General features: G+C 37.6%; 22 protein-coding genes and 1 riboswitch. Of the genes, 8 read left to right on the forward strand and 14 right to left on the reverse strand.

What is annotated here, in order from left to right; all coding sequences use genetic code 11:
• Nucleotides 1–34 precede the first annotated feature (34 nt).
• Both MKZ14_RS22510 and MKZ14_RS22515 read right to left on the reverse strand, forming a co-directional pair.
• A complete protein-coding gene (locus MKZ14_RS22510; RefSeq protein WP_016992268.1) occupies nucleotides 35–310 on the reverse strand; it encodes a hypothetical protein in 276 nt (91 codons plus the stop codon).
• Nucleotides 311–498: 188 nt separating this feature from the next.
• Entirely contained in the window at nucleotides 499–705 is a 207-nt protein-coding gene (locus MKZ14_RS22515; protein ID WP_016992269.1) for a hypothetical protein, read from the reverse strand.
• A 235-nt stretch (nucleotides 706–940) separates the two neighbouring features.
• Between MKZ14_RS22515 and MKZ14_RS22520 the strand changes: the two genes are divergently transcribed.
• From MKZ14_RS22520 to gnd, 4 genes are read left to right on the forward strand one after another with little or no spacing between them, the layout of a single operon-like run.
• Complete coding sequence (locus MKZ14_RS22520) at nucleotides 941–1,672, forward strand: GntR family transcriptional regulator (protein ID WP_339280511.1); 732 nt, start codon at nucleotides 941–943, stop codon at nucleotides 1,670–1,672.
• Nucleotides 1,665–3,206, forward strand: a complete 1,542-nt coding sequence (gene gntK, locus MKZ14_RS22525) for a gluconokinase (protein WP_258860012.1) — start codon at nucleotides 1,665–1,667, stop codon at nucleotides 3,204–3,206. The genes MKZ14_RS22520 and gntK overlap by 8 nt, the downstream gene beginning before the upstream one ends.
• Before the next feature lie 15 nt (nucleotides 3,207–3,221).
• The gene (locus MKZ14_RS22530) at nucleotides 3,222–4,568 is read left to right on the forward strand and encodes a GntP family permease (RefSeq protein WP_339280512.1); all 1,347 of its coding nucleotides are present in this window, start codon (nucleotides 3,222–3,224) and stop codon (nucleotides 4,566–4,568) included.
• Between the two features lie 24 nt (nucleotides 4,569–4,592).
• Nucleotides 4,593–5,993, forward strand: a complete 1,401-nt coding sequence (gene gnd, locus MKZ14_RS22535) for a decarboxylating NADP(+)-dependent phosphogluconate dehydrogenase (protein ID WP_339280513.1) — start codon at nucleotides 4,593–4,595, stop codon at nucleotides 5,991–5,993.
• A gap of 53 nt (nucleotides 5,994–6,046) precedes the next feature.
• Here gnd and MKZ14_RS22540 read toward each other — a convergent pair whose 3' ends face one another.
• Nucleotides 6,047–7,585 (reverse strand): histidine kinase N-terminal 7TM domain-containing protein, encoded by a 1,539-nt coding sequence (locus tag MKZ14_RS22540; protein WP_339280514.1) that lies wholly within the window; start codon nucleotides 7,583–7,585, stop codon nucleotides 6,047–6,049.
• Nucleotides 7,586–7,696: 111 nt separating this feature from the next.
• Between MKZ14_RS22540 and MKZ14_RS22545 the strand changes: the two genes are divergently transcribed.
• Entirely contained in the window at nucleotides 7,697–8,029 is a 333-nt protein-coding gene (locus MKZ14_RS22545) for a BRCT domain-containing protein (protein WP_036077896.1), read from the forward strand.
• 68 nt (nucleotides 8,030–8,097) lie between these two features.
• Here the strand turns inward: MKZ14_RS22545 and MKZ14_RS22550 are convergent, their stop codons facing one another.
• The 3 genes from MKZ14_RS22550 to MKZ14_RS22560 form a co-directional block, all read right to left on the reverse strand.
• Nucleotides 8,098–8,772, reverse strand: a complete 675-nt coding sequence (locus MKZ14_RS22550; protein WP_016992275.1) for a peptidylprolyl isomerase — start codon at nucleotides 8,770–8,772, stop codon at nucleotides 8,098–8,100.
• A gap of 201 nt (nucleotides 8,773–8,973) precedes the next feature.
• Complete coding sequence (locus MKZ14_RS22555; RefSeq protein WP_339280515.1) at nucleotides 8,974–10,842, reverse strand: leucine-rich repeat domain-containing protein; 1,869 nt, start codon at nucleotides 10,840–10,842, stop codon at nucleotides 8,974–8,976.
• Between the two features lie 130 nt (nucleotides 10,843–10,972).
• Nucleotides 10,973–11,983: a GNAT family N-acetyltransferase gene (locus MKZ14_RS22560; RefSeq protein ID WP_016992278.1), complete on the reverse strand. Its 1,011-nt coding sequence runs from the start codon at nucleotides 11,981–11,983 to the stop codon at nucleotides 10,973–10,975.
• Nucleotides 11,984–12,155: 172 nt separating this feature from the next.
• Between MKZ14_RS22560 and MKZ14_RS22565 the strand changes: the two genes are divergently transcribed.
• Together MKZ14_RS22565 and MKZ14_RS22570 are read left to right on the forward strand one after the other, a co-directional pair.
• Complete coding sequence (locus MKZ14_RS22565) at nucleotides 12,156–13,133, forward strand: tRNA-dihydrouridine synthase (protein ID WP_339280516.1); 978 nt, start codon at nucleotides 12,156–12,158, stop codon at nucleotides 13,131–13,133.
• 316 nt (nucleotides 13,134–13,449) lie between these two features.
• Nucleotides 13,450–14,640, forward strand: a complete 1,191-nt coding sequence (locus tag MKZ14_RS22570; protein ID WP_258860020.1) for an MFS transporter — start codon at nucleotides 13,450–13,452, stop codon at nucleotides 14,638–14,640.
• Between the two features lie 115 nt (nucleotides 14,641–14,755).
• Here MKZ14_RS22570 and MKZ14_RS22575 read toward each other — a convergent pair whose 3' ends face one another.
• From MKZ14_RS22575 to queF, 5 genes are all read right to left on the reverse strand, one after another.
• Nucleotides 14,756–15,295 carry a VUT family protein gene (locus MKZ14_RS22575; RefSeq protein ID WP_016992281.1) on the reverse strand — a complete coding sequence of 180 codons (540 nt, stop codon included), beginning with the start codon at nucleotides 15,293–15,295 and terminating at the stop codon, nucleotides 14,756–14,758.
• Between the two features lie 46 nt (nucleotides 15,296–15,341).
• Nucleotides 15,342–16,070 (reverse strand): 7-carboxy-7-deazaguanine synthase QueE, encoded by a 729-nt coding sequence (gene queE / locus MKZ14_RS22580; protein WP_036077901.1) that lies wholly within the window; start codon nucleotides 16,068–16,070, stop codon nucleotides 15,342–15,344.
• Nucleotides 16,063–16,533 carry a 6-carboxytetrahydropterin synthase QueD gene (queD, locus tag MKZ14_RS22585; protein WP_339280517.1) on the reverse strand — a complete coding sequence of 157 codons (471 nt, stop codon included), beginning with the start codon at nucleotides 16,531–16,533 and terminating at the stop codon, nucleotides 16,063–16,065. Before queD ends, queE begins: the two co-directional genes overlap by 8 nt.
• A 3-nt stretch (nucleotides 16,534–16,536) precedes the next feature.
• Nucleotides 16,537–17,196, reverse strand: coding sequence for a 7-cyano-7-deazaguanine synthase QueC (queC, locus tag MKZ14_RS22590; RefSeq protein ID WP_036077903.1), 660 nt, complete (start codon nucleotides 17,194–17,196; stop codon nucleotides 16,537–16,539).
• Between the two features lie 104 nt (nucleotides 17,197–17,300).
• Nucleotides 17,301–17,801 carry a preQ(1) synthase gene (gene queF, locus MKZ14_RS22595; protein ID WP_036077904.1) on the reverse strand — a complete coding sequence of 167 codons (501 nt, stop codon included), beginning with the start codon at nucleotides 17,799–17,801 and terminating at the stop codon, nucleotides 17,301–17,303.
• A gap of 127 nt (nucleotides 17,802–17,928) precedes the next feature.
• Nucleotides 17,929–17,975: riboswitch (PreQ1 riboswitch) on the reverse strand.
• 308 nt (nucleotides 17,976–18,283) lie between these two features.
• On the opposite strand from queF, the gene MKZ14_RS22600 reads away from it, so the two are divergent.
• On the forward strand, nucleotides 18,284–22,051 hold the full coding sequence (locus MKZ14_RS22600) for a S8 family serine peptidase (RefSeq protein ID WP_339280518.1): 3,768 nt from the start codon (nucleotides 18,284–18,286) through the stop codon (nucleotides 22,049–22,051).
• Between the two features lie 166 nt (nucleotides 22,052–22,217).
• On the opposite strand, the gene MKZ14_RS22605 is transcribed toward MKZ14_RS22600, so the two are convergent.
• The 3 genes from MKZ14_RS22605 to MKZ14_RS22615 are packed head-to-tail and all read right to left on the reverse strand — an operon-like array spanning nucleotide 22,218 to nucleotide 24,453.
• Nucleotides 22,218–22,961 carry an amino acid ABC transporter ATP-binding protein gene (locus MKZ14_RS22605; protein WP_036077907.1) on the reverse strand — a complete coding sequence of 248 codons (744 nt, stop codon included), beginning with the start codon at nucleotides 22,959–22,961 and terminating at the stop codon, nucleotides 22,218–22,220.
• Between the two features lie 12 nt (nucleotides 22,962–22,973).
• The gene (locus MKZ14_RS22610; RefSeq protein WP_004233396.1) at nucleotides 22,974–23,639 is read right to left on the reverse strand and encodes an amino acid ABC transporter permease; all 666 of its coding nucleotides are present in this window, start codon (nucleotides 23,637–23,639) and stop codon (nucleotides 22,974–22,976) included.
• Nucleotides 23,640–23,670: 31 nt separating this feature from the next.
• Nucleotides 23,671–24,453, reverse strand: a complete 783-nt coding sequence (locus MKZ14_RS22615) for a transporter substrate-binding domain-containing protein (protein WP_054548827.1) — start codon at nucleotides 24,451–24,453, stop codon at nucleotides 23,671–23,673.
• Between the last annotated feature and the right edge of the window lie 337 nt (nucleotides 24,454–24,790).

A 24,790-nucleotide genomic window follows, 5' to 3' on the forward strand; every position in this document is an offset into this window, starting at 1 on the left:
TCACTACGTGAATTTAAGCCGTTGTTGACTGTTATTATTTATTCATATCATTTTTCATTTCATGTAATTGTTGTTTAATTTGCTCTAGATTTTCTTTATTTTGCTGAACAGTATCCAAATGTTCACCATATTGTTCTGCATTGAAACGTGCATTTTCAGCATGCTTAATCTGATTAAATGCATGTTCTATTGCTATTTCCTCTGGATGTGACTTTGCATGCTTTAATAGTCGATCCGCCTTTTGCACAGAGTTACTAAACAATGTGCTAGGATGGTCCTGCTTCCAACTTGTATCGGAGTGCTTAGCCAATGTATATATCTCCCTTCATAAAAAAGTTTTCATTGTTCTAGATGTAGTATTAAGAAATGCTTTGAAAATATGTATGGAAGAAAATAACGTGAAGTTGCTAAACACAATATTTCCCAGGCTATAATCAAAGAACTAAGGCTCCTGCCTTAGTCCTCCTCTCAATGTAATGAATAGTTGTCAAATATAAATTAGTGCCATGCAGTCCTCTCACTGACTGGTTGCTTGATATCTGTTTTTCCTTGTGTTTCAGCAAAGTTATTGATTTGTGCTGAAGATGAATCAAGCTCAAATTCAGTACCAAACTCCTCACGATGAAGTGTCTGACGCTGTTGATTTGTTTTATTTGCACTTTTCGTATCATTTGATTTGTTACGATTTGTATTCATATTTGACATAACCATCCTTCATCGATTATTTGAAAAGCTTTAAAACCTTGTATATGTTTTATAAACTTTTCATTCTAAAGTTTGTCCAAGGAGGAAAAAAGAATGTGCATTAATTATTTTATTTAGCTAAGTATAAAGTTGAGGCTTTTTCAATTTTTGATTGTTAGTAAGTCGCTTGCAATCTTATTTTCTTTCTGACTATAATACTTGTATACAAGTATACTTAAATAAAAAAGGTGATAGTATGAGCGAATATAATGATTATTTATATCCACAAAAGTGGCTTTCTAAGGCTTCAACAGGCGATCGCGTAGCATATGAACTTAGAATGCGTATTATTTCAGGTTTAATTGAAAGCGGTACCATTCTTTCAGAAAATAAACTAGCTGCTGATTTTGAAGTAAGTCGTTCACCCATTCGTGAAGCCTTAAGAACTTTAGCTTCTGAAAATATCATTCGATTAGAAAAAATGGGTGCTGTTGTCATCGGTTTATCGGAAAAAGAAATAGAGGAAATTTATGATGTTCGTTTGCTAATTGAAACATTCGTATTTGAACGTCTGATTAAAATGGATACAACGAACTTAGCACTGGAGCTTAGCAAAACGTTAGAAATGATGAAAGTTGCCTTTAAATACAATGATGCGGATGAATTTTCCTATCAGGATGTTATGTTCCACGAGACTATTATTCGCTCTATTGGGCATTCCTATATCACCATGATTTGGAATAATTTAAAGCCAGTAATGGAAGGCTTGATTTTGCTATCTATGCGTATGCGCTTCAAAGAAAAATATGAGGATTTTACTCGCATTGTGAAAAATCACGAACTATATATTGATGCTATTAGAGCAAAAGACCGAGAGCTCATGATTAAATCCCTTCATGAAAATTTTGATGATGTTCAAGGCAAAGTAGAAGATTTATGGCGGTCACAGCAAATGCTATCTAAAGGGGTTGAGCCACAAAATGACTAACTATATGTTAGGTGTTGATATAGGGACTACTAGCACAAAAGCAGTGTTATTTAGTGAACATGGGAAGGTTATTCAACAAGAAAATATCGGGTATCCATTATATACACCGGATATTTCGACAGCAGAACAAAATCCAGAAGAAATCTTTCAAGCTGTACTGCAAGCCATTTCTAACATTATGAAAGTCCATTCAGATAAATCATTATTATTTGTGTCCTTTAGTAGTGCTATGCATAGTGTAATCGCCATAGACGAAAATGATCTACCGTTAACACCCGTTATTACATGGGCTGATAATCGTAGTGAAGCATGGGCACATAAAATTAAAGATGACTGGAATGGTCATGAAATTTATAAAAGAACAGGTACACCTATTCATCCAATGTCACCACTAAGCAAAATTACTTGGCTTGTGCATGAACATCCTGAAATCGCCCGCAAAACAAAGAAATATATCGGTATTAAAGAATACATTTTTAAAAAGTTTTTTGATCAATATGTCGTCGATTATTCATTAGCTTCGTGTATGGGTATGATGAATCTCCACACATTAGATTGGGACGAAGAAGCTTTAGCTGTTGCAGGTATTACAAAAGCACAATTATCAACACTCGTACCAACAACTCAACTATTTTTGAATTGTAATGACCTTTTAGCTAAACAAATTGGTATTGACCCACACACACCTTTTGTCATTGGTGCAAGTGATGGCGTGCTCTCTAATCTAGGTGTGAACGCCATTCGTGAAGGTGAAATTGCTGTCACTATTGGGACAAGCGGAGCTATTCGCACTATTATTGATAAGCCTAAAACTGATGTGAAAGGTAGAATTTTCTGCTATGCCTTAACAGAGAATCATTGGGTTATTGGTGGACCCGTAAACAATGGCGGTATGGTGCTTCGCTGGATTCGAGATGAATTTGCTTCATCCGAAATTGAAACAGCCAAGAGACTAGGGATTGATCCATATGAAGTATTGACCAAAATTGCGGAACGTGTAAGACCGGGTGCTGATGGACTGCTATTCCATCCTTATTTATCAGGTGAACGTGCACCTTTATGGAATCCAGATGTGCGCGGTTCATTTTTTGGTTTAACCATGTCTCATAAAAAAGAACATATGATACGAGCGGCACTGGAAGGGGTTATCTACAATTTATATACGGTCTATTTAGCATTATTGGAATGCATGGAAAGCCCCGTCACTCGTATTCAAGCAACAGGTGGTTTTTCACGCTCTGAGATTTGGAGACAAATGATGGCGGATATTTTTGAATCCGAAGTGGTAGTTCCTGAAAGCTATGAAAGCTCCTGTCTTGGCGCTTGTATTTTAGGCTTATATGCTATGGGAAAAATCGATTCCTTTGACGTGGTCGCTGACATGGTTGGTGACACTTATAAACATACGCCAATTGAAGAGGCGGCCAAAGAATATAGACAGCTGCTCCCAATTTTCATTCGTTTATCTAGAGTATTAGCAGACGACTATGCGTCAATTGCTCAGTATCAAAGGAGCTTAATTAAGCCCGACTAAAGAGGAGGAGAATACATGCCATTAGTTATTGTAGGTATTGGTATTATTGCGCTGTTAATTTTAATAATGGGCTTTAAATTAAATACGTTTATTTCATTAATTATTGTTTCATTCGGTGTGGCATTAGCTCTTGGGATGCCTTTAGATGTCATCGTAAAAACGATTGAAGCAGGGTTAGGCGGAACATTAGGCCACTTGGCATTAATATTTGGTCTTGGTGCGATGCTAGGAAAATTAATTGCCGATTCTGGGGGTGCACAGCGTATTGCCATGACCCTTGTGAATAAATTTGGAGAAAAGAACATTCAATGGGCAGTTGTAGCAGCATCCTTTATTATCGGTATCGCCCTTTTCTTTGAAGTAGGTCTTGTGCTATTAATTCCAATTGTCTTCGCTATTTCAAGACAATTAAAGGTTTCTATTTTATATTTAGGAATTCCAATGACCGCAGCATTATCTGTCACACATGGATTTTTGCCACCACACCCAGGACCAACCGTTATCGCTGGTGAATTTGGGGCAAATATTGGTGAGGTGCTGCTTTATGGCTTTATCATCGCCATTCCAACTGTTATTTTAGCAGGGCCTTTATTTACAAAAGTAGCGAAAAAATTAGTGCCTGAATCATTCAACAAAACTGGAAACATTGCCTCTCTAGGTGAACAAAAAACATTTGAACTAGAGGACACACCGAGTTTTGGAATAAGTGTTTTCACTGCACTATTACCCGTTATTTTAATGTCCATTGCTACTATTATTACACTGTTGCAAAAAACAATTGGCTTTGATGATAATGGCTTCTTAGCAGGTATCCGCTTCATCGGTGAAGCTGGTACATCCATGTTAATTTCCCTAATAGTTGCCGTCTATACAATGGGTATCGCAAGGAAAATCCCTATTAAGCAAGTAATGGAATCATGTACGACAGCAATCTCACATATCGGTATGATGCTCTTAATTATTGGGGGCGGTGGCGCCTTCAAACAAGTTTTAATCGATGGTGGTGTCGGTGATTATGTAGCTGAACTCTTCCATGGAACTACCTTATCGCCAATTTTACTAGCATGGATTATTGCCGCTATCTTACGTATTTCATTAGGGTCAGCTACAGTTGCTGCTTTAACAACAGCTGGGCTAGTCATCCCAATGTTAGGTCAGAGTGATGTGAATCTTGCTTTAGTCGTACTGGCAACAGGTGCAGGAAGCTTAATTGCTTCACATGTCAATGATGCTGGTTTCTGGATGTTTAAGGAGTATTTTGGGTTAAGCATGAAGGAAACATTTGCTACATGGACCTTGCTAGAAACAATTGTATCTGTAGCTGGTTTAGGATTTATTTTATTACTAAGTTTATTTGTTTAAAAAAGTTAAAAAGGAGCTAGCACAATGTTAAATACAATTGGCGTTATCGGATTAGGCGTTATGGGAAGTAATATCGCTTTAAACATGGCTAATAAGGGCGAGCATGTAGCTGTTTATAATTACACACGAGATTTAACCGACAAACTTCTACAAAAAGTCGAAGGACAAGCGCTTACTCCCTACTATGAAATAGAAGAGTTTGTACAAGCTTTAGAAAAACCAAGAAAGATCTTTTTGATGGTGACAGCTGGTAATGCCATAGATTCAGTTATTCAATCAGTAGTGCCCTTCCTTGAAAAGGGCGATGTCATTATGGATGGCGGTAATTCTCACTATAAAGATACAGAACGTAGATATGATGAACTTAAAGCTTCAGGAATTGGATATTTAGGGATTGGGATTTCCGGTGGTGAAGTAGGAGCATTGACAGGGCCATCTATCATGCCTGGTGGCGATCAAGAGGTCTATGACAAAGTTGCACCTATACTGACAAAGATTGCAGCACAAGTGAAGGATACACCATGCTGTACGTATATAGGTCCTAAGGGTGCAGGTCACTTCGTCAAAATGGTCCACAATGGAATTGAGTATGCGGATATGCAACTCATTGCGGAAGCCTATACGTTTTTAAGAAAAAATATAGGATTATCCGTTGATGAAATTGCTACTATTTTTGAAACATGGAATCAAGGTGAATTGAAAAGCTATTTAATTGAAATAACAGCTGAAATTTTAAGGAAAAAAGATGAGGTAACAGGATTACCACTAATTGATATGATTCTAGATAAAGCTGGTCAAAAAGGGACTGGGAAATGGACAAGCCTACAATCGATAGATAATGGTATTCCTACATCAATTATTACGGAGGCTTTATTCGCTCGTTATATTTCATCATTAAAAGAAGAACGAATTAGAGCAGAGGCAATACTGACTGGACCAAATTACAATCAGCAAAATCTAGAGAAGGATGTCTGGATTGAATACGTTCGCCAAGCCCTATATATGGGGAAAATCTGTGCTTATGCGCAAGGATTTACACAATATAAAATGACATCTGAGCTTTATAAATGGCATTTACCATTAAAAGATATTGCATTAATTTTCCGTAGTGGTTGTATTATTCGAGCGGAATTTTTAAATGTTATTAGTGAAGCCTATCAAAAGCAACCTTCACTAGATAATTTATTAATTGATCCATACTTTGCAGAAAAGACGAAGGACTATCAAAATGGCTTAAGAAAAATAGTTTGTGAAGGCATCCAAGCAGGAAATGCATTCCCATGCTTAAGTGCTTCTCTCACATATTACGATAGTTATCGAACAGGTTCATCTAATGCAAATATGTTACAGGCACAACGCGATTATTTCGGTGCACATACGTATGAACGAGTTGATGCAGAAGGTGTTTTCCATACAAATTGGTAAGTAAAAAGCTAAAATATACATCATTCCCTCAATGATTGTATATTTTAGCTTTTTTATTCTTGATAAGCATGTACTCGATTACGTCCTGCTTGTTTTGCCGCATACAGTGCTTTATCCGCATTATTTAAAAGCTGATACAGTGTCTCTTGTGTACCTTCAGCTACACCACAGCTAATGGTAGCTCGAATTGCTCCCTCAGCCGTCATAAGTGGCTGGGATTCTACGCTATTACAAAGCAAATCAGCTAAGGCTTGCCCCTCTAATAATGTAGAGCCCTTGAGTGCGAGAACAAATTCCTCACCGCCATATCGGGCAATCAGTTCTCCTTTTTTCAATACACTCTGACAAACCTTGACGACATGAACTAGTAATTGATCGCCGATAGCATGCCCATACGTATCATTGACGGTTTTAAAATGATCGATGTCCATTAAAATGACAGTAAAAGCTGATGATGATTCTCTTGCCTCACTGTAAGCCTGATTACATTGTTGAAAAAAAGCTCGACGATTATAAATTTGTGTAAGCTCATCATAAAAGGCCAGTTGCTCTAACTGTCTTTGTAGCTCCTTTAGCTCTGTTATATCAGTAAAAATAAGTAATAGCCCCTTACCATGATTAACATGTTGCAGCTCTGTAACGCGCACTTGATAAGTATGATGCGAAAGCACAATCTCGATGTCTTGTGTATTCATCGCTGCCTCTAATGTAAATGGCATCGTTTGCCCAGTTACTTCAAGCCATGCTTTCCTAATATCCCTACCAATCATGGATCTGGTTAGCTGAGGAAGCACCTTGCTGCAGGCTTGGTTAAATTCTATTAATCGTGCAGATTCATCTAACACAATAACCCCATCATTGATACTATGAAATATTGCATCCTTGGCAACAGGCATCACCCTAAATAACCGTGAGGAATTAATAGACCATAAATACAAAAATGACGAAGCCCATAATACCATGGGAACAGGATCAACCCCTTGAGGTGTTAAGCCCAATAAATAGATGAATGCCGTTATCATTGGAATAAGTTGACCACACATTAAGGCAATTAATTGTTGCCGATAGGTCTTAGTAGTCTCTTTCCAATGGATTAATACTAATAAAAAAGATACGAACATACAGCCAAACGTAAATATGCCATGAATGATATACCATATGCCAATTTCCTGATGCACATAGGGTGCCCCTAATACAGGATCTATTTCAAATACTCTATAATGAAAATGGTGTATATCATTTGTAGCAACCATGATTAAGCTAATAAAAGGAATGGCAAGAAGAGCCATTATCTTTTTCCTTGTGAGATGAAAGCCCAAGTATTGCATGATAAACAATAATCCGAGAGGCGTTGAAAAAGCCATACCTACATAAAGGATGGCTGTCCAAACCTTGATAGCGCTCAATGTTGTAGCAATTAAACCAAAAGCAGCGGCAAAACAATATACAGCAATTAGTCCGGTATAACTAATAAACAATTGAGCAATTTTTGTATAATTGTAGCGTTTTAGAAATACGTATAAACATAAATACAAATTTAGTACACCTGATGTACAGCTAAGAGTAATGAAAGCAGTCAATTGTGAATTCATGTCTATGTACCTCTTTAAATTTTTAATTTTAATGTAGCATACATATAAAATTTTGTGGATTTATTTATTGATTAAATTGCATCAAAAAGTGAATTTAAAGGAGTAACGAATATGATCAATAAGGATAACTCAGAAATCATTTTCTTTTCCGATCCAGCAGAAAATCGAACCCACCCCTTTTATAACAAACAAATTGTATTTACAGGCGCCCTTTCTACCATGACACGATCCGAAGCCGCCAAACAAGTAAAAGCCTATGGAGGGTATTTACAGGGAGCTGTTACACAGCAAACGGATTTCGTCGTTCTTGGTGATAAACGTCGCGGTATAAGCGCCAAGCAGTATAAAGCTGAGCAGCTAATTAACCAGGGACAAGATATTCAAATATTAATAGAAGATGATTTTTTATGGCTTATTTCAATACCAAAGGAAATGGACAAGTAAAAAGAGTATGTAAGGTTGTCCTTCTTACATACTCTTTTAAAACAATATTCATGTGTTTAACACATTAACTATTTATTGACCTTAGGTGCTGGATAATCAAAGCCCTTTGTATCCACCTCTACCTTTTTCATTTGCTGATCTTCTAGTGGTTTATTTGTAGCATCTCGCTCTGCTCCAACAATGGCATCAACTGTTTCCATTCCCTCGATTACCTTGCCAAAAGCAGCATATTCCCCATCAAGATGTGATGCTTCCTTTACCATAATGAAAAATTGTGAGCCTGCTGAGTTTGGATCATCTGAACGAGCCATCGAAATAACACCACGTTCATGCTTCATATTATTTTCAAATCCATTTGAAGAAAACTCACCATCAATTGAATAATCAGGCCCTCCAGTACCGTTCCCCTTAGGATCTCCACCCTGAATCATAAAATCAGGAATAACACGGTGGAAAATAAGACCATCGTAAAATCCATCTTTCGCCAAAGCAATAAAGTTGGCTACTGTATTCGGTGCTACAGTAGGCTCCAATTCAATAACTATTTTTTCATCATTGCTCATCGTAATCGTCACAATTGGATTTTCCTTCACTTTTGACGCGTAATCCACTGCTTCTTGCGTTTCCTTAGTCGTGTTACTCTCTGTTTTCTCACTATCCTTTGCTGTACCACAGCCTGTCAAAACAACCATAATGGCTAGCAGTGATAGCATAAAATACATACCTTTGTTACGTGCAAACATATCCTTTTCATCTCCTCTTGTTATGCATTTCATTATAAAACTATCCAATCTTTAGGACAAATCCAAGAGAGACAATGACAAGATATTCATGTCATCGTCTCTACTTTTTATTTCTATAATATTAAGTCTTATGCTACAAAATCAAATATTCCCTGACCGACTATACATTGGAGTTTAGTTGTTTTATTAATTCACAGGATCTCAATAAATCATAACCGCCTTGTCTAGAACAGATTGATTTTGTACTTGATTCCCTAAAATATATAGTTTTTTTAAGTTAGGCAAATTCACTAAGGGTTCCACATTCGAAATGGCATTATTTTCTAAATGGAGCACCTCTATTTGTTGCCAATTTCCCAAGAAATTTAACGATTGTAGTGAACTATCTTGTAAAGTGAATGAACGTAAATTTGTAAAGCCAGCAAAGTAAGGCATGATCTTATCAACTTCTTGCACCCATTCCCCATTACCAATTTGAATGGAAACATCATTTAAAGTTAAATGCTCCAGCACGTTGTTCGTAAATGGCTTGCTATTCACCTGAAAATTACATTCATTACAGTTTAACATTTTTACATGCTGCAAATTGAATAAGTCATTGGTTTCATAAAAGAGGGTCTCATTTAAATTGATTGTTTGCAAATGAGGTAGGTCATTTAATGAACGAATACCTGTAAGAGTTCCATACTCCATGACTGTAAGCTGTTCTAGCTGTGGGTATTTCAGTAGTTCTGCACCATTCAATTGCGAATCCGATCCACTTATAGAAACCGTCAAATCTCTTAAAGCGGGTGCCTCTAGCTTTGGTAAAAATGAACTCTTCAACTCTGCTTTTTTCAAATGGGGCGCTACAATCGATGAAATATCACCATGATAACCAGTTAACGATAACTCCGTCAATGACGTTAGACTGTTTACCATATCCAACAATTCCACTTGACCAGGAGAAGCTAAACGTAGCTTTGTTAAAGATGACATATTTCTAAGTCTATCTAAATTGATTATATTCATGTTTTCAAGATCTAAAGATTGTAGTTTAGGCATGTTTTGTATAAAATCAAGCGTTTTTAAATTTCTTACTGAGGTAAGTTTTAATTCTTGTAATTGAGTCAATGCGTATAGTGGGCTAAAATCTGTAGCTTCACTAATGTCTATTGCTAACGACTCTAAATTAGTGAATGTAGACAGCCACTTTAAATCATTGATCGATTTTAAGGACAGTGATTTTAGCGATAATTTATTTAGAATCTGGAAATCTGTCACCTCTTCAGCCACATAAGATAGTTCAAGCGATTGAAGATTGGGGAACTCTAATAATAAAGCAAGTTCATCATTACTTCTAATTTGGATAGAGAGCTCTTTAACATTTGACTTATCACTAAAATATCCTGCGATTTTACTAAATGATTCATTAAAGCTACCTGTATAACTTTTTAAGTTTTTAAGATGGTGAAAGCTTACTTTTTCACTTTGTGATATTTCATAATCATTCATGAGCTTTAAAACCGTTAATCCAGTAAAGGCCTCAAAGTCCTTTTGTTCGATTTCTTGCGTATTTAATAACTTATCCATAATGATATAAGTTGAAATTTTAGCTTCCTTATTTGTAAAAGGATCTTCTAAGCTATAATCAAAATGCCATTGATTGTCAGAATAGTAGGCAGCCAAATATCGAATACTTGCAATCTCTTCTTTTGTTGGCATCGCCCCACCTTTATCAAAAATATCTTTTAAAAAGAACAGAAGAACTTCACTTTCAGGCATTATCCGAACGGATAGCTCTTCACGGTTTCCATCCTCTGTTTGATTACTACTTAAAAGGGAATACCCAAGGAATACACACATCATGACAATGGGTATCAGAAGGAGCAGCTTTAAATTTGTTTTTGGACGGGATATTGTATTAGGAGAAGCTGTTCCATAATAATTATTAATCGTTTGATCTACATAATAAACTTTATTCTCTTTCAACATGATTTCAGTATCACAAAAAGGACATTTGAATGTTTGCTCTTCTTTATATTCAATTTTCCCATTACAATTTGGACAATTTAATTTAATAAATTCCACTGGCAGCCCCCCAGCACTATTTTCCATTAAGCTTAGTTGTCTAAAAAATAAATGTCAATATTTACGAAGTATAGGTAAGCAATCTAAAACTATATTTGAAGTGCCTAGCCAGATAAATACTTAACTAAATTTACAATAACTCTATACTCGGGTTATTAAAGTTTGCCCATGCTATATCACTGTTAATGTATCTAACCATTCTATAGGCTACTGGCTTAAAACCGCACTTAGGCCAAAAAGTCGATGCAGCAAGATTCGTTATTCTCCAATCTGTAATGATATTCTCATAGCCCGCCTCTTTCATCCTTCTACAGCCTTCATTCATCAGCTCTTTTCCCACACCTCTTCCCATTTGAGAAGAGTAAGTACCTGCAATCGTTAGCTCTATTGCATGCTCAGGTGTCATCAAATCTGAATTTATAGGGTAATATTTTTGAAATCCTAATTCCTGCCCATCCTTTATTGCAACGAGACATGTATCATCATTATCCTCTACTATACTTTTATATGAGGCTTTTATGCTCATGACAACTTCAGGGAATACGGGCTCAAATGTAGGTGCGGCATTTTGATACGATTGAATGATCCTAGACATTTTCCCCATCATTTCACTATCCATTTTATTAGCAACCCTAATCTCTGCATTACATACATTTTCAAATGGTTTGTAATCCCCTATGTTCATTACGCCATGTACTTGCTGTATAGAAAAGCTTAATCGTAGGTAGGCATCATAATAAGCCTGATTTCCAAGTGGGATTATCGTGTAATGCATAAAGCACCCCTGCTCTAGCCACGCCACTGAAACCTCTGTATAGAGATTCCTTATAAGCTCAGAGGATTGATCCTTTCTGATTGCCATTCCCTCATAGGGTACCCATATATGTCTGCCTCTTACCGTGTCAATCTTAACGACTCCGATTATATACCCTACTAGGTCATCTTTAATAAATGCCCCCACCCCATTGACATTATTATGAACAAATAAATTTTCAAGCATATTCGTTATATGTTCAGTATTAAGATAGTTGTTGTTTAAAAATGGATATACCTCCCCTTCGAAGCTCTGTCTATTAATGAGTAACTTAGCCATTGCGGGTATATCATTCATACTGATTGTTTTATACTCACATTTTCCCATTTCAACTCTCCCCCTAAATTTTCACTTTATATTACCTATTCTATCATTATGGATAAGACAGGATTTTGTTGGAAATTTCCATCCTTAAGCTAAGCCAATTAACTATGTAGAAATAAAGTAAATATGATATCTTTTTGCAAGATAGTATTTTGGAAAGAGAGGGTATTTATCAATGAATCAAAATAATTTCTGGCTTGATTTACCAAGGCCGTTTTTCATTTTAGCTCCTATGGAGGATGTGACAGATGTTGTATTTCGTCATGTCATTCAGGAGGCAGGGCGACCCGATGTATTTTTTACTGAATTCACCAACACGACGAGCTATTGTCATCCAGATGGCTTAGATAATGTACGTAGCCGCTTAGCTTTCACAGAAGATGAGCAGCCCATTGTTGCACATATTTGGGGGGACAACCCTGAACATTTTCGTCAAATGAGTATTGGTATGAAGGAATTAGGCTTTAAGGGAATTGATATTAATATGGGCTGCCCAGTTGATAATGTAGCAGAAAGAGGTAAAGGCGCTGGCTTAATTCTCCATCCTGAACTAGCCGCAGATATTATTCAAGCAGCCAAAGCAGGAGGCTTACCAGTTAGTGTCAAAACAAGACTTGGCTTTACGGATGTAGCAGAATGGCGTGAGTGGCTTACCCATATTTTAAAACAGGATATCGCCAATCTTTCTATTCATCTCCGTACACGGGAAGAAATGAGTAAGGTTGCTGCACATTGGGAATTAATTGCAGATATCAAAAAACTACGTGATGAAATTGCTCCCCAAACATTACTGACAATCAACGGTGATATTCCTGATCGTTTAACAGGTCTACAACTAGTTGAACAATATGGTATTGATGGTGTAATGATTGGACGCGGCGTGTTTTCAAATCCATTTGCCTTTGAAAAGGATCCTATAGAGCATAGCGCCAAAGAATATCTTAACTTGCTATACCTACACCTGGATCTGCATGACCACTATTCCAAGGAATTCGAAACACGTTCATTTAAAGCATTACAACGTTTCTTTAAAATATATGTACGTGGCTTCAAAGGAGCTAGTCAATTGAGAGTTCAATTACTGAACGCAAATTCTACAGATGAAGTCCGTGAATTATTAGCTACGTATATTGCCGACAAACTAACGGAGTAAACCATTAATATAAGTTGCGACATAAAAGAGGAGACTGGCTATCGCCAATCTCCCTTTTACTTGTAATCATTTATTGGGCCATTACCCATTAGAACTTCTACCGTATTAGAAGATCCCATGTTAAAAAGAAATGCCGTTAACGAAATATATCAATAGAAAATTCGGGTACTATCCTTCTGAAGGGAATCCTTGGAAACAAATACTGACAGCATATAAGGAAAACCAATCTAATTTCTCATAAAAACATTTTATGCTATGATATTTAAATTGTGTCTACTAAGTAACACAGTTACATTCATCTAAGAAAGAGGTATTTATGCATCATACACAGTTATCCAAGCGACATTGGTTACTTATCTTAACACTTGCATTATTAACATTTGTTCTTGGGACAAGCGAATTTGTTATTGTCGGGATCTTAACTGATATTTCTTCAAGCCTTCATATGACTAATGCAAAAGCAGGTACACTCGTTTCTGCGTTCGCTCTTACATTTGCCATCGCCACACCACTCGTGATGTCAGCAACAAGCCATTTTCCAAAGCGTAAATGGATGCTGTTTTTGATAGGTTTCTTCATTGCATTAAATGCTCTGTGCGTAATTTCAACGAGCTATATTATGCTCCTTGTCCTTCGGGTTATGACAGCGATTGTGACAGGCGTATTGATCTCTCTAGCCATGATTGTTGCGAGCGAAACCATGCCGACTAACAAACGCGGTCTTGCTATATCATTCGTTTTCGGTGGTTTTACACTGGCAAATGTAGTTGGCGTTCCCATTGGAATTGTTATCGCCGAATGGTACGGCTGGAATGCCACATTCATGTTAACCACTCTTCTCGGAGGGTTGGCGTTTGCGGCATCTTTTTTTGTCTTACCTACTCGGCTCAGCCAAGTACGAAGCTCCATACGCGATCAATTTTCTTTACTAATCCAGCCACGAATTTTAATTGCCTTTTTCATTCCTGCTCTCGGGTTTGGTGCAACCTATGCAGTCTTTACGTACCTTGTTCCTATTTTAAAGGGGATGGGTGCACCAAATAGTTCTATAAGTCTAATCTTATTCGGTTACGGGTTTCTTTCGATTTTCAGCAACATTCTTGCCAATAAAATCGCCAGTCACAATGCCATTGGTCGACTTCGGTTTGTTTTTCTCGTCCAAGCAATTGTACTGACAACTTTATTTTGGACGACAAATCATTTTATTTTAGGACTAGCAAACATTGGATTAATGTCACTAATGGCCATCCTCTTAACAACATCTACTCAGCTTTATTTAATAGATTTGGCCGAAATTTATAAACCAGAAGCTAAAGGACTCGCAGCTTCTCTTATGCCAGTGGCAAGTAACGTAGGCATCGCTTTTGGGTCTGCATTAGGCGGAATTGTGTATCATCAAGGAAATTTGATGAATGTCACATGGGTCGGTGGTATAGTTGCCATTTGTGCAAGTCTGCTAACTTTCTTTAGTTATCATCTAGACCATAATCAAAAGAAAATGGCATAAAACAATAGGTACTTTAGTAAAAATATAAATTAAACAGACCCATGCGCATAATGCGAATGGGCCTGTTTTTACTTTTGATACTTATCTTCATAATAAGGAAGGCTATTTCAAAGAATTATCCTGAAATAAGATGTTTTTCTTTCATTGGTCCTACTTTATTTAAAATGATTGCACCAACCATTTGAATAATCGTCTTCACAATAATTTGTCCTATAATGGCGGCAGGTACCGCTTCCCATGGCAATATATTGGCACCAAGTGGACTTAGGCCGATTACGACAAAAATTGCAGAATCTAGAAATCCTCCAACAATGCCACTGTAGAACACACGCCAAGCCATTGGTAATTTTAATCGAGTATAGATTTCTGTATCAGCTGTTTCAGCGACAACAAATGATAGTGCTGAGGCTACCACAATCAAAAGTGTATCACCCAGTAGGAATGACACCACAGCTGATAAAATTAAAGCTGTAATAATAAATAAATACGTCTTTTTTCTACCATATTTATTTTGTACTAGATCCCGAAAAATAAAGGTTGCTCCAATTAAAAGCGTTCCCATTGGGACAATAAACATGCCAAAATGTAATGGTGCAAATGCTGCCGTTACTACATTAGCGATGACAATAGATAATAAATAAAATAAAATTCTCATACTTTTACTCCTCAAGTAAATTTAAAGACATTTTTGCAGCGGCTCACTATACACCTCTTTTATTTCCCCAAACGAAGGCATGTAACTGTGGCAGTACTTTAACATCTCTTAAATCCTCATCCTTCATTACTCTATCAATCAGCGCATGATATTTATCTAATAAATGCATCATTAATTGTGAATTATCAGTTGTCGCGAGATCATCATTACCAACTTGAAGATAAAAAGGAATCATGGGATATCGATGGTGAATTTGTTTAGCATAATCGTAATCCTCTTGATTAAAAACGACTATTTTGAGGGATACATGGTGATTGTTGTTTCGATCTTTAAGTTTTTCGAAGATATAAGAGAGCACCGAGTAGTCTGTGGTCATCCCAGAACTAGGTGGCTTTGGTGAAATCGTCAGTTCATCAATCTCATACATCCATTTTTGCCACCTACTCCCCTGTGTTTCTACCCCGATTTTTATGCCATTTTCTTTTAATATGGCAATGAGCTCTGCTAAATTCGGATTGAGTGCAGGATTGCCGCCTGAAATCGTAACAAATGAAAAACCATTGCCTCCCAGCTGCTTGAGCTCAGCCCAAATCTCTTCCGCTGTCATTTGGACAATAAGATGCTTTCCACTGCCATCCCACGTAAACGCTGAATCACACCAAGAACAGGAGTAATCACAGCCTGCGGTTCTCACAAACATTGTCTTCTGGCCAACGACCATTCCCTCACCTTGAATTGTTGGTCCAAAGATTTCAATTACAGGTATTTTACTCAACTTCCATCCACTCCCGTCTCGCTTCTACATAGCTTGTCGGAGTTTCATAAAGTTTAATAAACTCTACACGCGCACCGTTATATCCTTCATCAAGCAAGGCCTCAGTCAACTTTTCGTATATCCACACAACAATGTTCTCTGCTGTCGTATTCATGGGCGGAAGTGTTTCATTTAAATAACGGTGATCTAAATGAATCTCTATTTTTCGTTTCCATATTTCTTTTATATCGCCAAAATCAATTATCAAACCACGTTCATCTGTGTAGCCACTCAGCCCTAATATAACTCGATAGGTATGACCGTGCAGATTTTTACATTTCCCCTCATAATGGTGCAGATGATGAGCAGCATCGAAGGTAAATTCTTTGCTGATGAGGACACGCTTTGCATGGTATTTCAATTGATTTCTTTGAATATCCACATCCATTTTCTGAAGTCTCTCAACGATTTTAAAATCTGACATGTCTTAAGACTCCTTCCTATAACTTAAATACTCATCAAGCCCTTTATTTCGCAATTTACATGCTGGGCATTCACCACAGCCATCTGCTATGACACCGTTATAGCAAGTCAACGTTCTTTCTCGTACAAACTCAAGTGCCCCAAGCTGATCAGCTAATTCCCATGTCTGTGCCTTATTCAGCCACATCAACGGAGTATCAATCACAAAGGAATCATCCATCGATAAATTTAATGTTACATTCAAGGATTTAATAAAGACATCACGGCAATCCGGATAGCCACTAAAATCAGTTTCACAAACACCTGTTACAATATGCTTCGCTCCTACTTGGCTCGCTAAAACGCCCGCAAATGAAAGAAAAAGGAGATTGCGACCAGGCACAAAAGTCGATGGGAGCTCACCATTTTCTCCGTCCTTCACCTTTATGTCTTGTCGTGTCAATGCATTCGGAGCAAGCTGGTTCAGAAGTGACATATCAAGAATATGATGCTTGATACCAAGCTCCTCTGTTATCGCCTTCGCACAGTCAATTTCAAGACGGTGCCTTTGACCATAATCGAAAGTTACTGCCTCAATCTCTTCAAAGCGTTCTTTTGCCCAGAACAAACAAGTTGTGCTGTCCTGACCTCCACTAAATACTACAATTGCTTTTTCCTTTTTCATCTATAAAGACTCCCTTATATCGAAAAAACAGCACTCTAAGAAAAAGTGCTGCTTTCTTCTTAGTTTTTTTAAGAGGGTAGCTAAAAACCTCTTTCTTGCTTCATTTATCGATTATCAATTTTTTCTGGATTAAGATCGTGGTTCATTAAACGATAATTGGCGATTTCTTCGTATTTCGTTCCTGGCTTCCCATAGTTACACCATGGATCAATCGAGATACCCCCACGTGGAGTAAATTTTCCCCAAACCTCTATATATCTTGGATCAAGTAGTGTAATTAAATCATTCATAATGATATTTACGCAATCTTCATGGAAATCGCCATGATTTCTAAAACTGAATAAATACAACTTTAGTGATTTACTTTCAACAATTTTTTTATCTGGAATATACGAAATGTACATCGTAGCAAAATCCGGCTGATTTGTAAGCGGACATAAACTAGTAAACTCTGGGCAATTAAACTTAACAAAATAATCTCGATTAGCATGAAGATTATCCACTGCCTCTAATACCTCAGGTGCATAATCATAGGAATACTTTGTACCTTGATTACCTAATAGGGTCAAATCCTTTAATCCTTCTTCATGACTTCTGCCAGACATAAAAAAAACCTCCTTGTAAAATGTTTCCCAACACTTTTCAAGAGAGGCATCACCAATTCAGTCTATTAAAACATAAGTAAAAACATAAAAAAAGCCACGTCCGATATGGACATGGCATATTTGTCATGTTTCCATAGTTTTTTATAGAGGGTATCAGCTATGAACCTCTCCCGTTTTAGTCCGGGCATTCTTTTCTTCCATATCGTACAAAAAATAATACAGAACGTCAAATAGATTTTTTACAAAACTCTTAAATGATAAAAAGGATGATTACTGTAAGTCATTTATCATTTAAAAGTTCTACTTTTTTATTAAATTACTAGGAAAATAGAATTAATTCATTTTTGACAAAGTCATACTAATTATCAATATTTTGAGATTTTTTAATATTCCGATATTCGAATTATCTCACCTGTGATAAATTGGAATTATCGCACTAAACTGAAAAGTGTGATAATTAAGAGTGGAGGGAGAAATGAGATTTGAAAAAGTTTAAGTTTACGAAGTTTTTAAGTAGTATGATAGCTTTCGTTATGGTGCTTTTTCTATTGGTTCCATTATCGAGTGCTAATGCTGAAGAATCGAAACCATTCAAGCAGGATAGTCAAAGTGAAAGCACACTTCAACTAAAGGCGGCTATCGCTGAACAGCTAAGCTTGTCTAAAGATGGTCCAACTCTTCACGAAAGCTTACAAAATGTATCAGGCAATCAAGAAGTTGCTGTCATCGTACATTTATCTGAAAAGCCTGTGGCACTAGAGCAAGGAATAAGCCAAGTGAAAGGCCAAAAGTTCTCTAATGCGCGAGCAAATGAAGTTCGTTCAAATGTAAAATCTCAACAAGCACAAGTAAAAAAAGAATTAGCTACTAAAAATGTTCAAATGACTCAAGGCTACACATTTGATACTGTTTTAAACGGCTTTGCAGCAACTGTGAAAGCAAATGACCTCCCGAAGCTGCTTTCAATAGAAGGAATTACATTAATCGAGCCTGATGCGATTGTTTACGCATCAGAAGACAATACAATGAAATCATCAGAACTTATTAAGGAAGATCAATTAGAGGCTCAAATGAATACAAGTATTTCTTTCCTCGGCATCGAACAGCTTTGGAAGGAAGGAATTGAAGGACAAGGTATAAAGGTGGCAGTATTAGATACTGGTATTGACGCAGATCACCCCGAGTTTGCTGGAATTTACAAGGGCGGGAAAAACTTCATTCCAAATTCATCAACTTACACAAAGCCTCGGGCAGATGACGATGCATCGGAAACATTGCCTTCTGAGCGTCCTGCCGGAACACCTGAATTTAATGAAAAAGGAAGCTCGTTCTATACTTCTCACGGTACCCATGTTGCTGGAACCATTGCAGCAATTGGAGCTAACAATTTCGGCATTAAAGGAATTGCTCCAAAAGTAGACCTTTATGCTTACCGTGTTCTTGGTGCATATGGAAGTGGGGCTACATCTGGTATTGTTAAAGCAATTGAAACGGCCGTAACAGAAAAAATGGACATAATCAACCTTTCTCTTGGTGGGGGGGCTAACTCTGAAACGGATGCTGGTTCATTTGCTATTAATAATGCAATGATGGCTGGAACAATCGGAGTAATTGCAACAGGGAACTCTGGCCCAAATCGAGGAACAATGGGCACGCCTGCAACTGCTCGTTTAGGCATTGCTGTCGGTAACACAACAAATCCTGAAACAATGTATAACGGTGAAGTGAATGTTACAGTTGGTGACTACAACTTAACAAAACAGCTCCCATTAATGGGAACAACTTTTGGAAGGGATTTAGCAACACAGCTTCAAGGAGAATTTGACCTAGTCGCTATTCCTGGAAACGGAGAAGTAAAAGACTATGAGGGAATCGATGTAGAAGGTAAAGTGGCATTGATCTCTCGTGGCAGTATCGCATTTGTTGATAAAATTGCAAATGCAAAGGCAAATGGGGCAGTCGCCACAATTATTCATAACTTTGCTGGGGGAACAAATGCACCTAATATTTCAGGTACATTCCTGGGTGATTCCTTTGCTTTTCTACCAACATTTGATATGTCCCAAACGGAAGGCAATGCAATTCGTGCTGCATTAGCCGGTGGAACTGGAAAAGTTAGCTTTAGTCAATTTACTTCCACAAAGACACTGGGAGATGAAGTAAACGATTCAAGTTCCCGTGGACCATCTACACCAAACTTTGACATTAAACCAGATGTAAGTGCACCTGGAACAAACATTATGTCAACGATTCCAATGTATAAAAAGGATTTCCCTGATGCAGATTATGCAGAGGCATATGATCGTAAAACAGGAACTTCTATGGCAACACCGCATATTACAGGTATTGTTGCATTACTTAAACAAGCAAATCCTGATTGGAATGCGTTCGACATAAAAGTGGCGCTTTCTAATACAGCAAAGGTTTTAGATAAAACAAAATACGATGTGTTCTCTCAAGGTGCAGGTCGTGTAAATGCTTATGCTGCAGCACATCCAGAAATTCTTGCCTATGCATTGGATAGTGCAATTTTAGATGGAACAGGAGCTGTTTCAGAAAACTTAAAAGGGACAGTTACTTTTGGTCCACAATCACTTAAAGACCAGGATATTTCCGTAACGAAACAAGTTTTAGTAAAAGATATAAAGGGGAACGGCGGTAATTATAACGTATCAATTGATGTGACAAAATCATTTGGTGATGCAACTGTTACAGTCGACCAGCCAACATTTAATCTAGTTGGTGAGCAAGTGTTAAATCTTACATTAACTGCTTCACAAGCTACAGCTCCAAACGGCTCGGAAATACTGGGGTATATTCACATCAGCGGTGGTGCTACAGAAATTTCATTGCCGTTCGCAGCTGACTTTGGAAGCGAGGCAGTAACTGAAATTAAAGATTTAAAGATTACAGAAACAGATCTATCCTTTAATGGAGATGGCGTGAAAGATTCAGCTGTACTTTCATTTACATTAACTGGCGATGTAACAACTAACTATATCGAGCTTTGGGATATTATGAATCCTCAGGGTGGAGAATATGGTGATGGCTACATCGGTTATCTACATGCAGGTACTGCACTAGGAAAAGGCTCTTATACGCTGAATATCGCTGGGCAATACAAACCATGGGGAACAGAACCTGCCACAACAATTCCAGATGGTCTCTATACTATTGACTTTACTGGTCTTGCGGCATCAGGGGTAGTTTCAGATTATGTTGGGCCAATTATCGTGAAAACGACTAAGCCAGAAATTACTGGTTCAGTAGCTGAAGGTGTCGCTACAGGACAGGTAACAGATAAGTATATCGACTACAATGAAGAGTTATATTTATATGGTTTAAACTACAATTTAAATGATAAATTAAAAGCTTCCTATATTTCGACTGTGAATGGCGAAGTACAAGCGCCAGTTCCTTTTGAATTAAATCAAGATGGTAGCTTCACATTCCCAGTAACATCAGAAACGAATGCTGTATCCGTAAAAATTGAAGACGCTGCTGGAAATGTTGGTGAAGCATTAATATTTGAAAAAGATGTAGTTGAACCAAAAGTGACACTTTCCGTCAATCCAACTGAGCTAGACCTAACAGTTGGAAAATCTGCACAACTTACAGTAACAGAGACGTCTACTCCTCCAGAAGGTGAAGCAACAGAGAAAGATGTAACTTCACAAGCGACTTATGTTGTGGGAGATGAAAATGTTGCAACAATAGCAAATGGATTAGTAACTGCTGTAGGTGAGGGCACGACTACGATTACTATTTCATACGGTGATCATGAGGTTATGGTAAATGTTACAGTTAAAGCACCTGTTGTAGAAACACCAATCGTAACACTAGAAATTGACCAAGCTCAGGTTGAAACTAGAATAGGTAAAGAGGTTACGGTTAAGATTACTGAAGTAACTACTTTTGAGGGTAAAACAACAAAAAAAGATGTTACTACGCTTGCAACCTACGAAGTAGCAAATGATAAAATAACTACTGTAAAAGCAGGAGCTGTAAAAGGAAAAGGTCAAGGTACTACGACAATTACGGTAACATACGGTGACCACACGTTAACATTCGGTGTGTTGGTTGAAAAGCCTGGTAATGGTAACGGCAATGGCAACGGCAACGGCAACGGCAACGGTAATGGCAATGGCAATGGCAACGGCAACGGTAATGGTAATGGTAATGGCAATGGCAATGGCAACGGCAACGGTAATGGCAAAGGTAATAATGAAGTTACCGAGGTTGAGTTATAATTAAATAAGTACAGTTCAGCAAAAAGAGAAATTGCGCTTTGCAATTTCTCCTTTTGCTATTTAAATTTCACTTACTTATGATAAGGTTGGCTGTAACTAGTCTAAGTGCAGTTTTTCTGTAGAAGCTTTATCTAGTAATCGAGAGACCGTTCAGGACCTTTTAGTTTTATTTAAGCATTGTTGCAGTTAAAAATTCTCGTGTTCTCTCCTCTTTCGGTTGGTTGAAAAATTGTTCAGGTGTGCCGCGTTCAATAATTTTTCCATCATGCATATAGACAATCCAATCAGCTACCTCTTTTGCGAATCCCATTTCGTGGGTTACAACAACCATTGTCATTCCTTCTTCAGCCAAGTCTTTCATGGTTGTTAAAACCTCTCCCACAAGCTCGGGATCGAGTGCCGATGTTGGCTCATCAAAAAGCATAATGTCTGGTTCCATCGCAAGTGCTCTAGCAATCGCCACCCGTTGCTTTTGCCCCCCTGATAGTTTACTAGGATAGACATCCGACTTATCCTCCAAACCTACTTTTTTCAGTAATTGTTTTGCTTTGATGATGGCTTTCTCTTTGTCTACACCCTTTACCATAACAGGTGCTTCAATAATATTTTCTAAAACCGTTTTGTGTGGGAATAAGTTGAAATTTTGAAACACCATCCCAACCTTTTCTCTAATTTTGTTAAGATCATCTGTCCGAGGATTGACTTCATTTCCCTCAATTATAATATTGCCACTATCTTTTCTTTCTAAAAAGTTCAAACAGCGAAGGAGGGTGCTTTTCCCTGACCCGCTCGATCCTATTAGACAAACAACATCGCTCTCGTAGACTGTCATGTCGATATTTTTCAATACATGTAAGTCTCCAAACGATTTATTCAATTGACTTATTTTAATCATTTCCTTGGTGTTCAATCTTTTCAGCTCCTATCTGTCGCTAACTGCTAATTTTAGTTCAGTTCGATTCACTACAAATGTCATCAACGCTACCAGCAATAAATAGTAGACTGCTACAATGAGTAAGTAGGTCATTTCATCAAAATTATTCGACCCAAGTGTTGTCGCCACATTAAACAGCTCATTCATGGAGATAAATGCGGCTAACGAAGAATCTTTTAAACTGATGATAAATTGATTGCCTAAAGGCGGCAACGCTCTACGGAATGCCTGTGGGAGAATAATCCTTCTTAATGTCAGTGTCTTTGTCATCCCCAAAGAGCGTCCTGCTTCAAATTGACCATTATCGACTGATTGAATTGCTCCCCGAAGGATTTCAGAAATATAAGCTCCATTATGTAGCGCTAGAGCAAGTGAAGCAGCCCAAAAATCAGGAAGAAGGAAAATCCCGCTAATTCCGAAGTAAAGGATAAATATTTGAACAATCAGTGGTGTTCCTCGCACCAAATAGACATATATATCTGAAATAAGTTCTAAAATTTTTATATTAGAAATTTTTAATAAAGCAAAGACTAGTCCGATGATGATTCCCAGTAAGATAGAAACCACCGTCAGCTCTAATGTTAAAAGCATAGCTTTAAAGAATACACCTTTTGTTTCCATTAGTATTTGAAAAAAATGCGAAAAACTTGGCAAAGTACTACTTCCTTTCTTTTATAGCATTGGTTTATTCTGATTTTTTGGTAATGTCCTCACCAAAATATTTGATACTAATTTGAGTCAATGTTCCATTTTCCCGAAGTTGTTCCAAAGATTCATTAACTCGCTTCACTAGCTTTGGATTATCCTGAGGCAAAACAATCGCTTGTTCACTGCGATTAATTAATTGTTGTCCTTTAATCTTAAAACCTTCCTTTTCAGCAGTTTTTCCTGTAACAAAATCTGTAATTACTGCATCATGACGCCCACTGCTTAATGCCTTTAATGCTGTAATGTCGCTGTCATATGTTTTGATGTTGTCTGTATACTTGGAAGCTGTATCGGCATATGTTGATCCTTTTGCAACAGCTACTTCCTTTCCCTCTAAATCTTCGACAGTCCTAATTTTACTATCTGGTCTGGTGAAAATTTTCGGTCCTGAATAATAATAGGGGGTAGAGAAAGAAACATGTTTACTCCGCTGCGGGTTAATCGTGTGACTTGCAACGGCTGCATCCGCTCTTCCCGTTTTCACCCCTTCAACAATCCCTTTGAACTTGATTCGTTTCTGAACCGGCTCAAGGCCCATTTCCTTTGCAATCGCTTCACCAACCTCAATATCAAAGCCCGACATTGTAAGATCGTCATTTATATAACTAAATGGCTTAAATTCCCCAGAAGTAGCAAAAACAAATTGATTTTTATTGATCAGTTCAGATCCATCTTCAAGCTTCTGCTTCTCTCCACAACCAGACAACATGCAGGCTACGATTGTACTTAAGACCAATAAAAACTTTTTACTCAACAACATGTTGGCTATAACTCCTTTCTCTTTCGATTATTCCTACAATCCTTTCTTGCTATATAACTTGCTTATGATAGTTAATACCCAATCTACTCCCGATAAAACAAAAAGTATCAGGCACTTTTAATAGTGCCTGATACTTTCAGACTGTAGACAAACTCAATGAATTTTGAGTTTGCCTACAGTCTTTTTTCTTTTACAATAAAATAAAGTAAAGCCGTTGATTTCCACTACGGGCGGACGCTTTCCGCGGGCGGGGTCGAGCTGCTTCCCTCGCTTCGCTCAGTCCAGGATCTCGACTTTCCCGCTTTTCCCGCAGGAGTCGCCACCCTTCGTTCCAATC

The organism is Lysinibacillus sp. FSL P2-0066 (assembly GCF_037969495.1).
Taxonomy (GTDB): Bacteria; Bacillota; Bacilli; order Bacillales_A; family Planococcaceae; genus Lysinibacillus; species Lysinibacillus boronitolerans.

What these genes read in the sequence shown, in the direction of transcription:
- gnd (WP_339280513.1), top strand. Translation starts at nt 4,593, where the DNA reads ATGTTAAATACAATTGGCGTTATCGGATTAGGCGTTATGGGAAGTAAT.
- MKZ14_RS22550 (WP_016992275.1), bottom strand. Translation starts at nt 8,772, where the DNA reads ATGTTTGCACGTAACAAAGGTATGTATTTTATGCTATCACTGCTAGCC.
- MKZ14_RS22515 (WP_016992269.1), bottom strand. Translation starts at nt 705, where the DNA reads ATGTCAAATATGAATACAAATCGTAACAAATCAAATGATACGAAAAGT.
- queF (WP_036077904.1), bottom strand. Translation starts at nt 17,801, where the DNA reads ATGTCTGGCAGAAGTCATGAAGAAGGATTAAAGGATTTGACCCTATTA.
- MKZ14_RS22530 (WP_339280512.1), top strand. Translation starts at nt 3,222, where the DNA reads ATGCCATTAGTTATTGTAGGTATTGGTATTATTGCGCTGTTAATTTTA.
- MKZ14_RS22575 (WP_016992281.1), bottom strand. Translation starts at nt 15,295, where the DNA reads ATGAGAATTTTATTTTATTTATTATCTATTGTCATCGCTAATGTAGTA.
- gntK (WP_258860012.1), top strand. Translation starts at nt 1,665, where the DNA reads ATGACTAACTATATGTTAGGTGTTGATATAGGGACTACTAGCACAAAA.
- MKZ14_RS22520 (WP_339280511.1), top strand. Translation starts at nt 941, where the DNA reads ATGAGCGAATATAATGATTATTTATATCCACAAAAGTGGCTTTCTAAG.
- queD (WP_339280517.1), bottom strand. Translation starts at nt 16,533, where the DNA reads ATGTCAGATTTTAAAATCGTTGAGAGACTTCAGAAAATGGATGTGGAT.
- MKZ14_RS22545 (WP_036077896.1), top strand. Translation starts at nt 7,697, where the DNA reads ATGATCAATAAGGATAACTCAGAAATCATTTTCTTTTCCGATCCAGCA.
- MKZ14_RS22570 (WP_258860020.1), top strand. Translation starts at nt 13,450, where the DNA reads ATGCATCATACACAGTTATCCAAGCGACATTGGTTACTTATCTTAACA.
- MKZ14_RS22565 (WP_339280516.1), top strand. Translation starts at nt 12,156, where the DNA reads ATGAATCAAAATAATTTCTGGCTTGATTTACCAAGGCCGTTTTTCATT.
- MKZ14_RS22540 (WP_339280514.1), bottom strand. Translation starts at nt 7,585, where the DNA reads ATGAATTCACAATTGACTGCTTTCATTACTCTTAGCTGTACATCAGGT.
- MKZ14_RS22615 (WP_054548827.1), bottom strand. Translation starts at nt 24,453, where the DNA reads ATGTTGTTGAGTAAAAAGTTTTTATTGGTCTTAAGTACAATCGTAGCC.
- queC (WP_036077903.1), bottom strand. Translation starts at nt 17,196, where the DNA reads ATGAAAAAGGAAAAAGCAATTGTAGTATTTAGTGGAGGTCAGGACAGC.
- MKZ14_RS22560 (WP_016992278.1), bottom strand. Translation starts at nt 11,983, where the DNA reads ATGGGAAAATGTGAGTATAAAACAATCAGTATGAATGATATACCCGCA.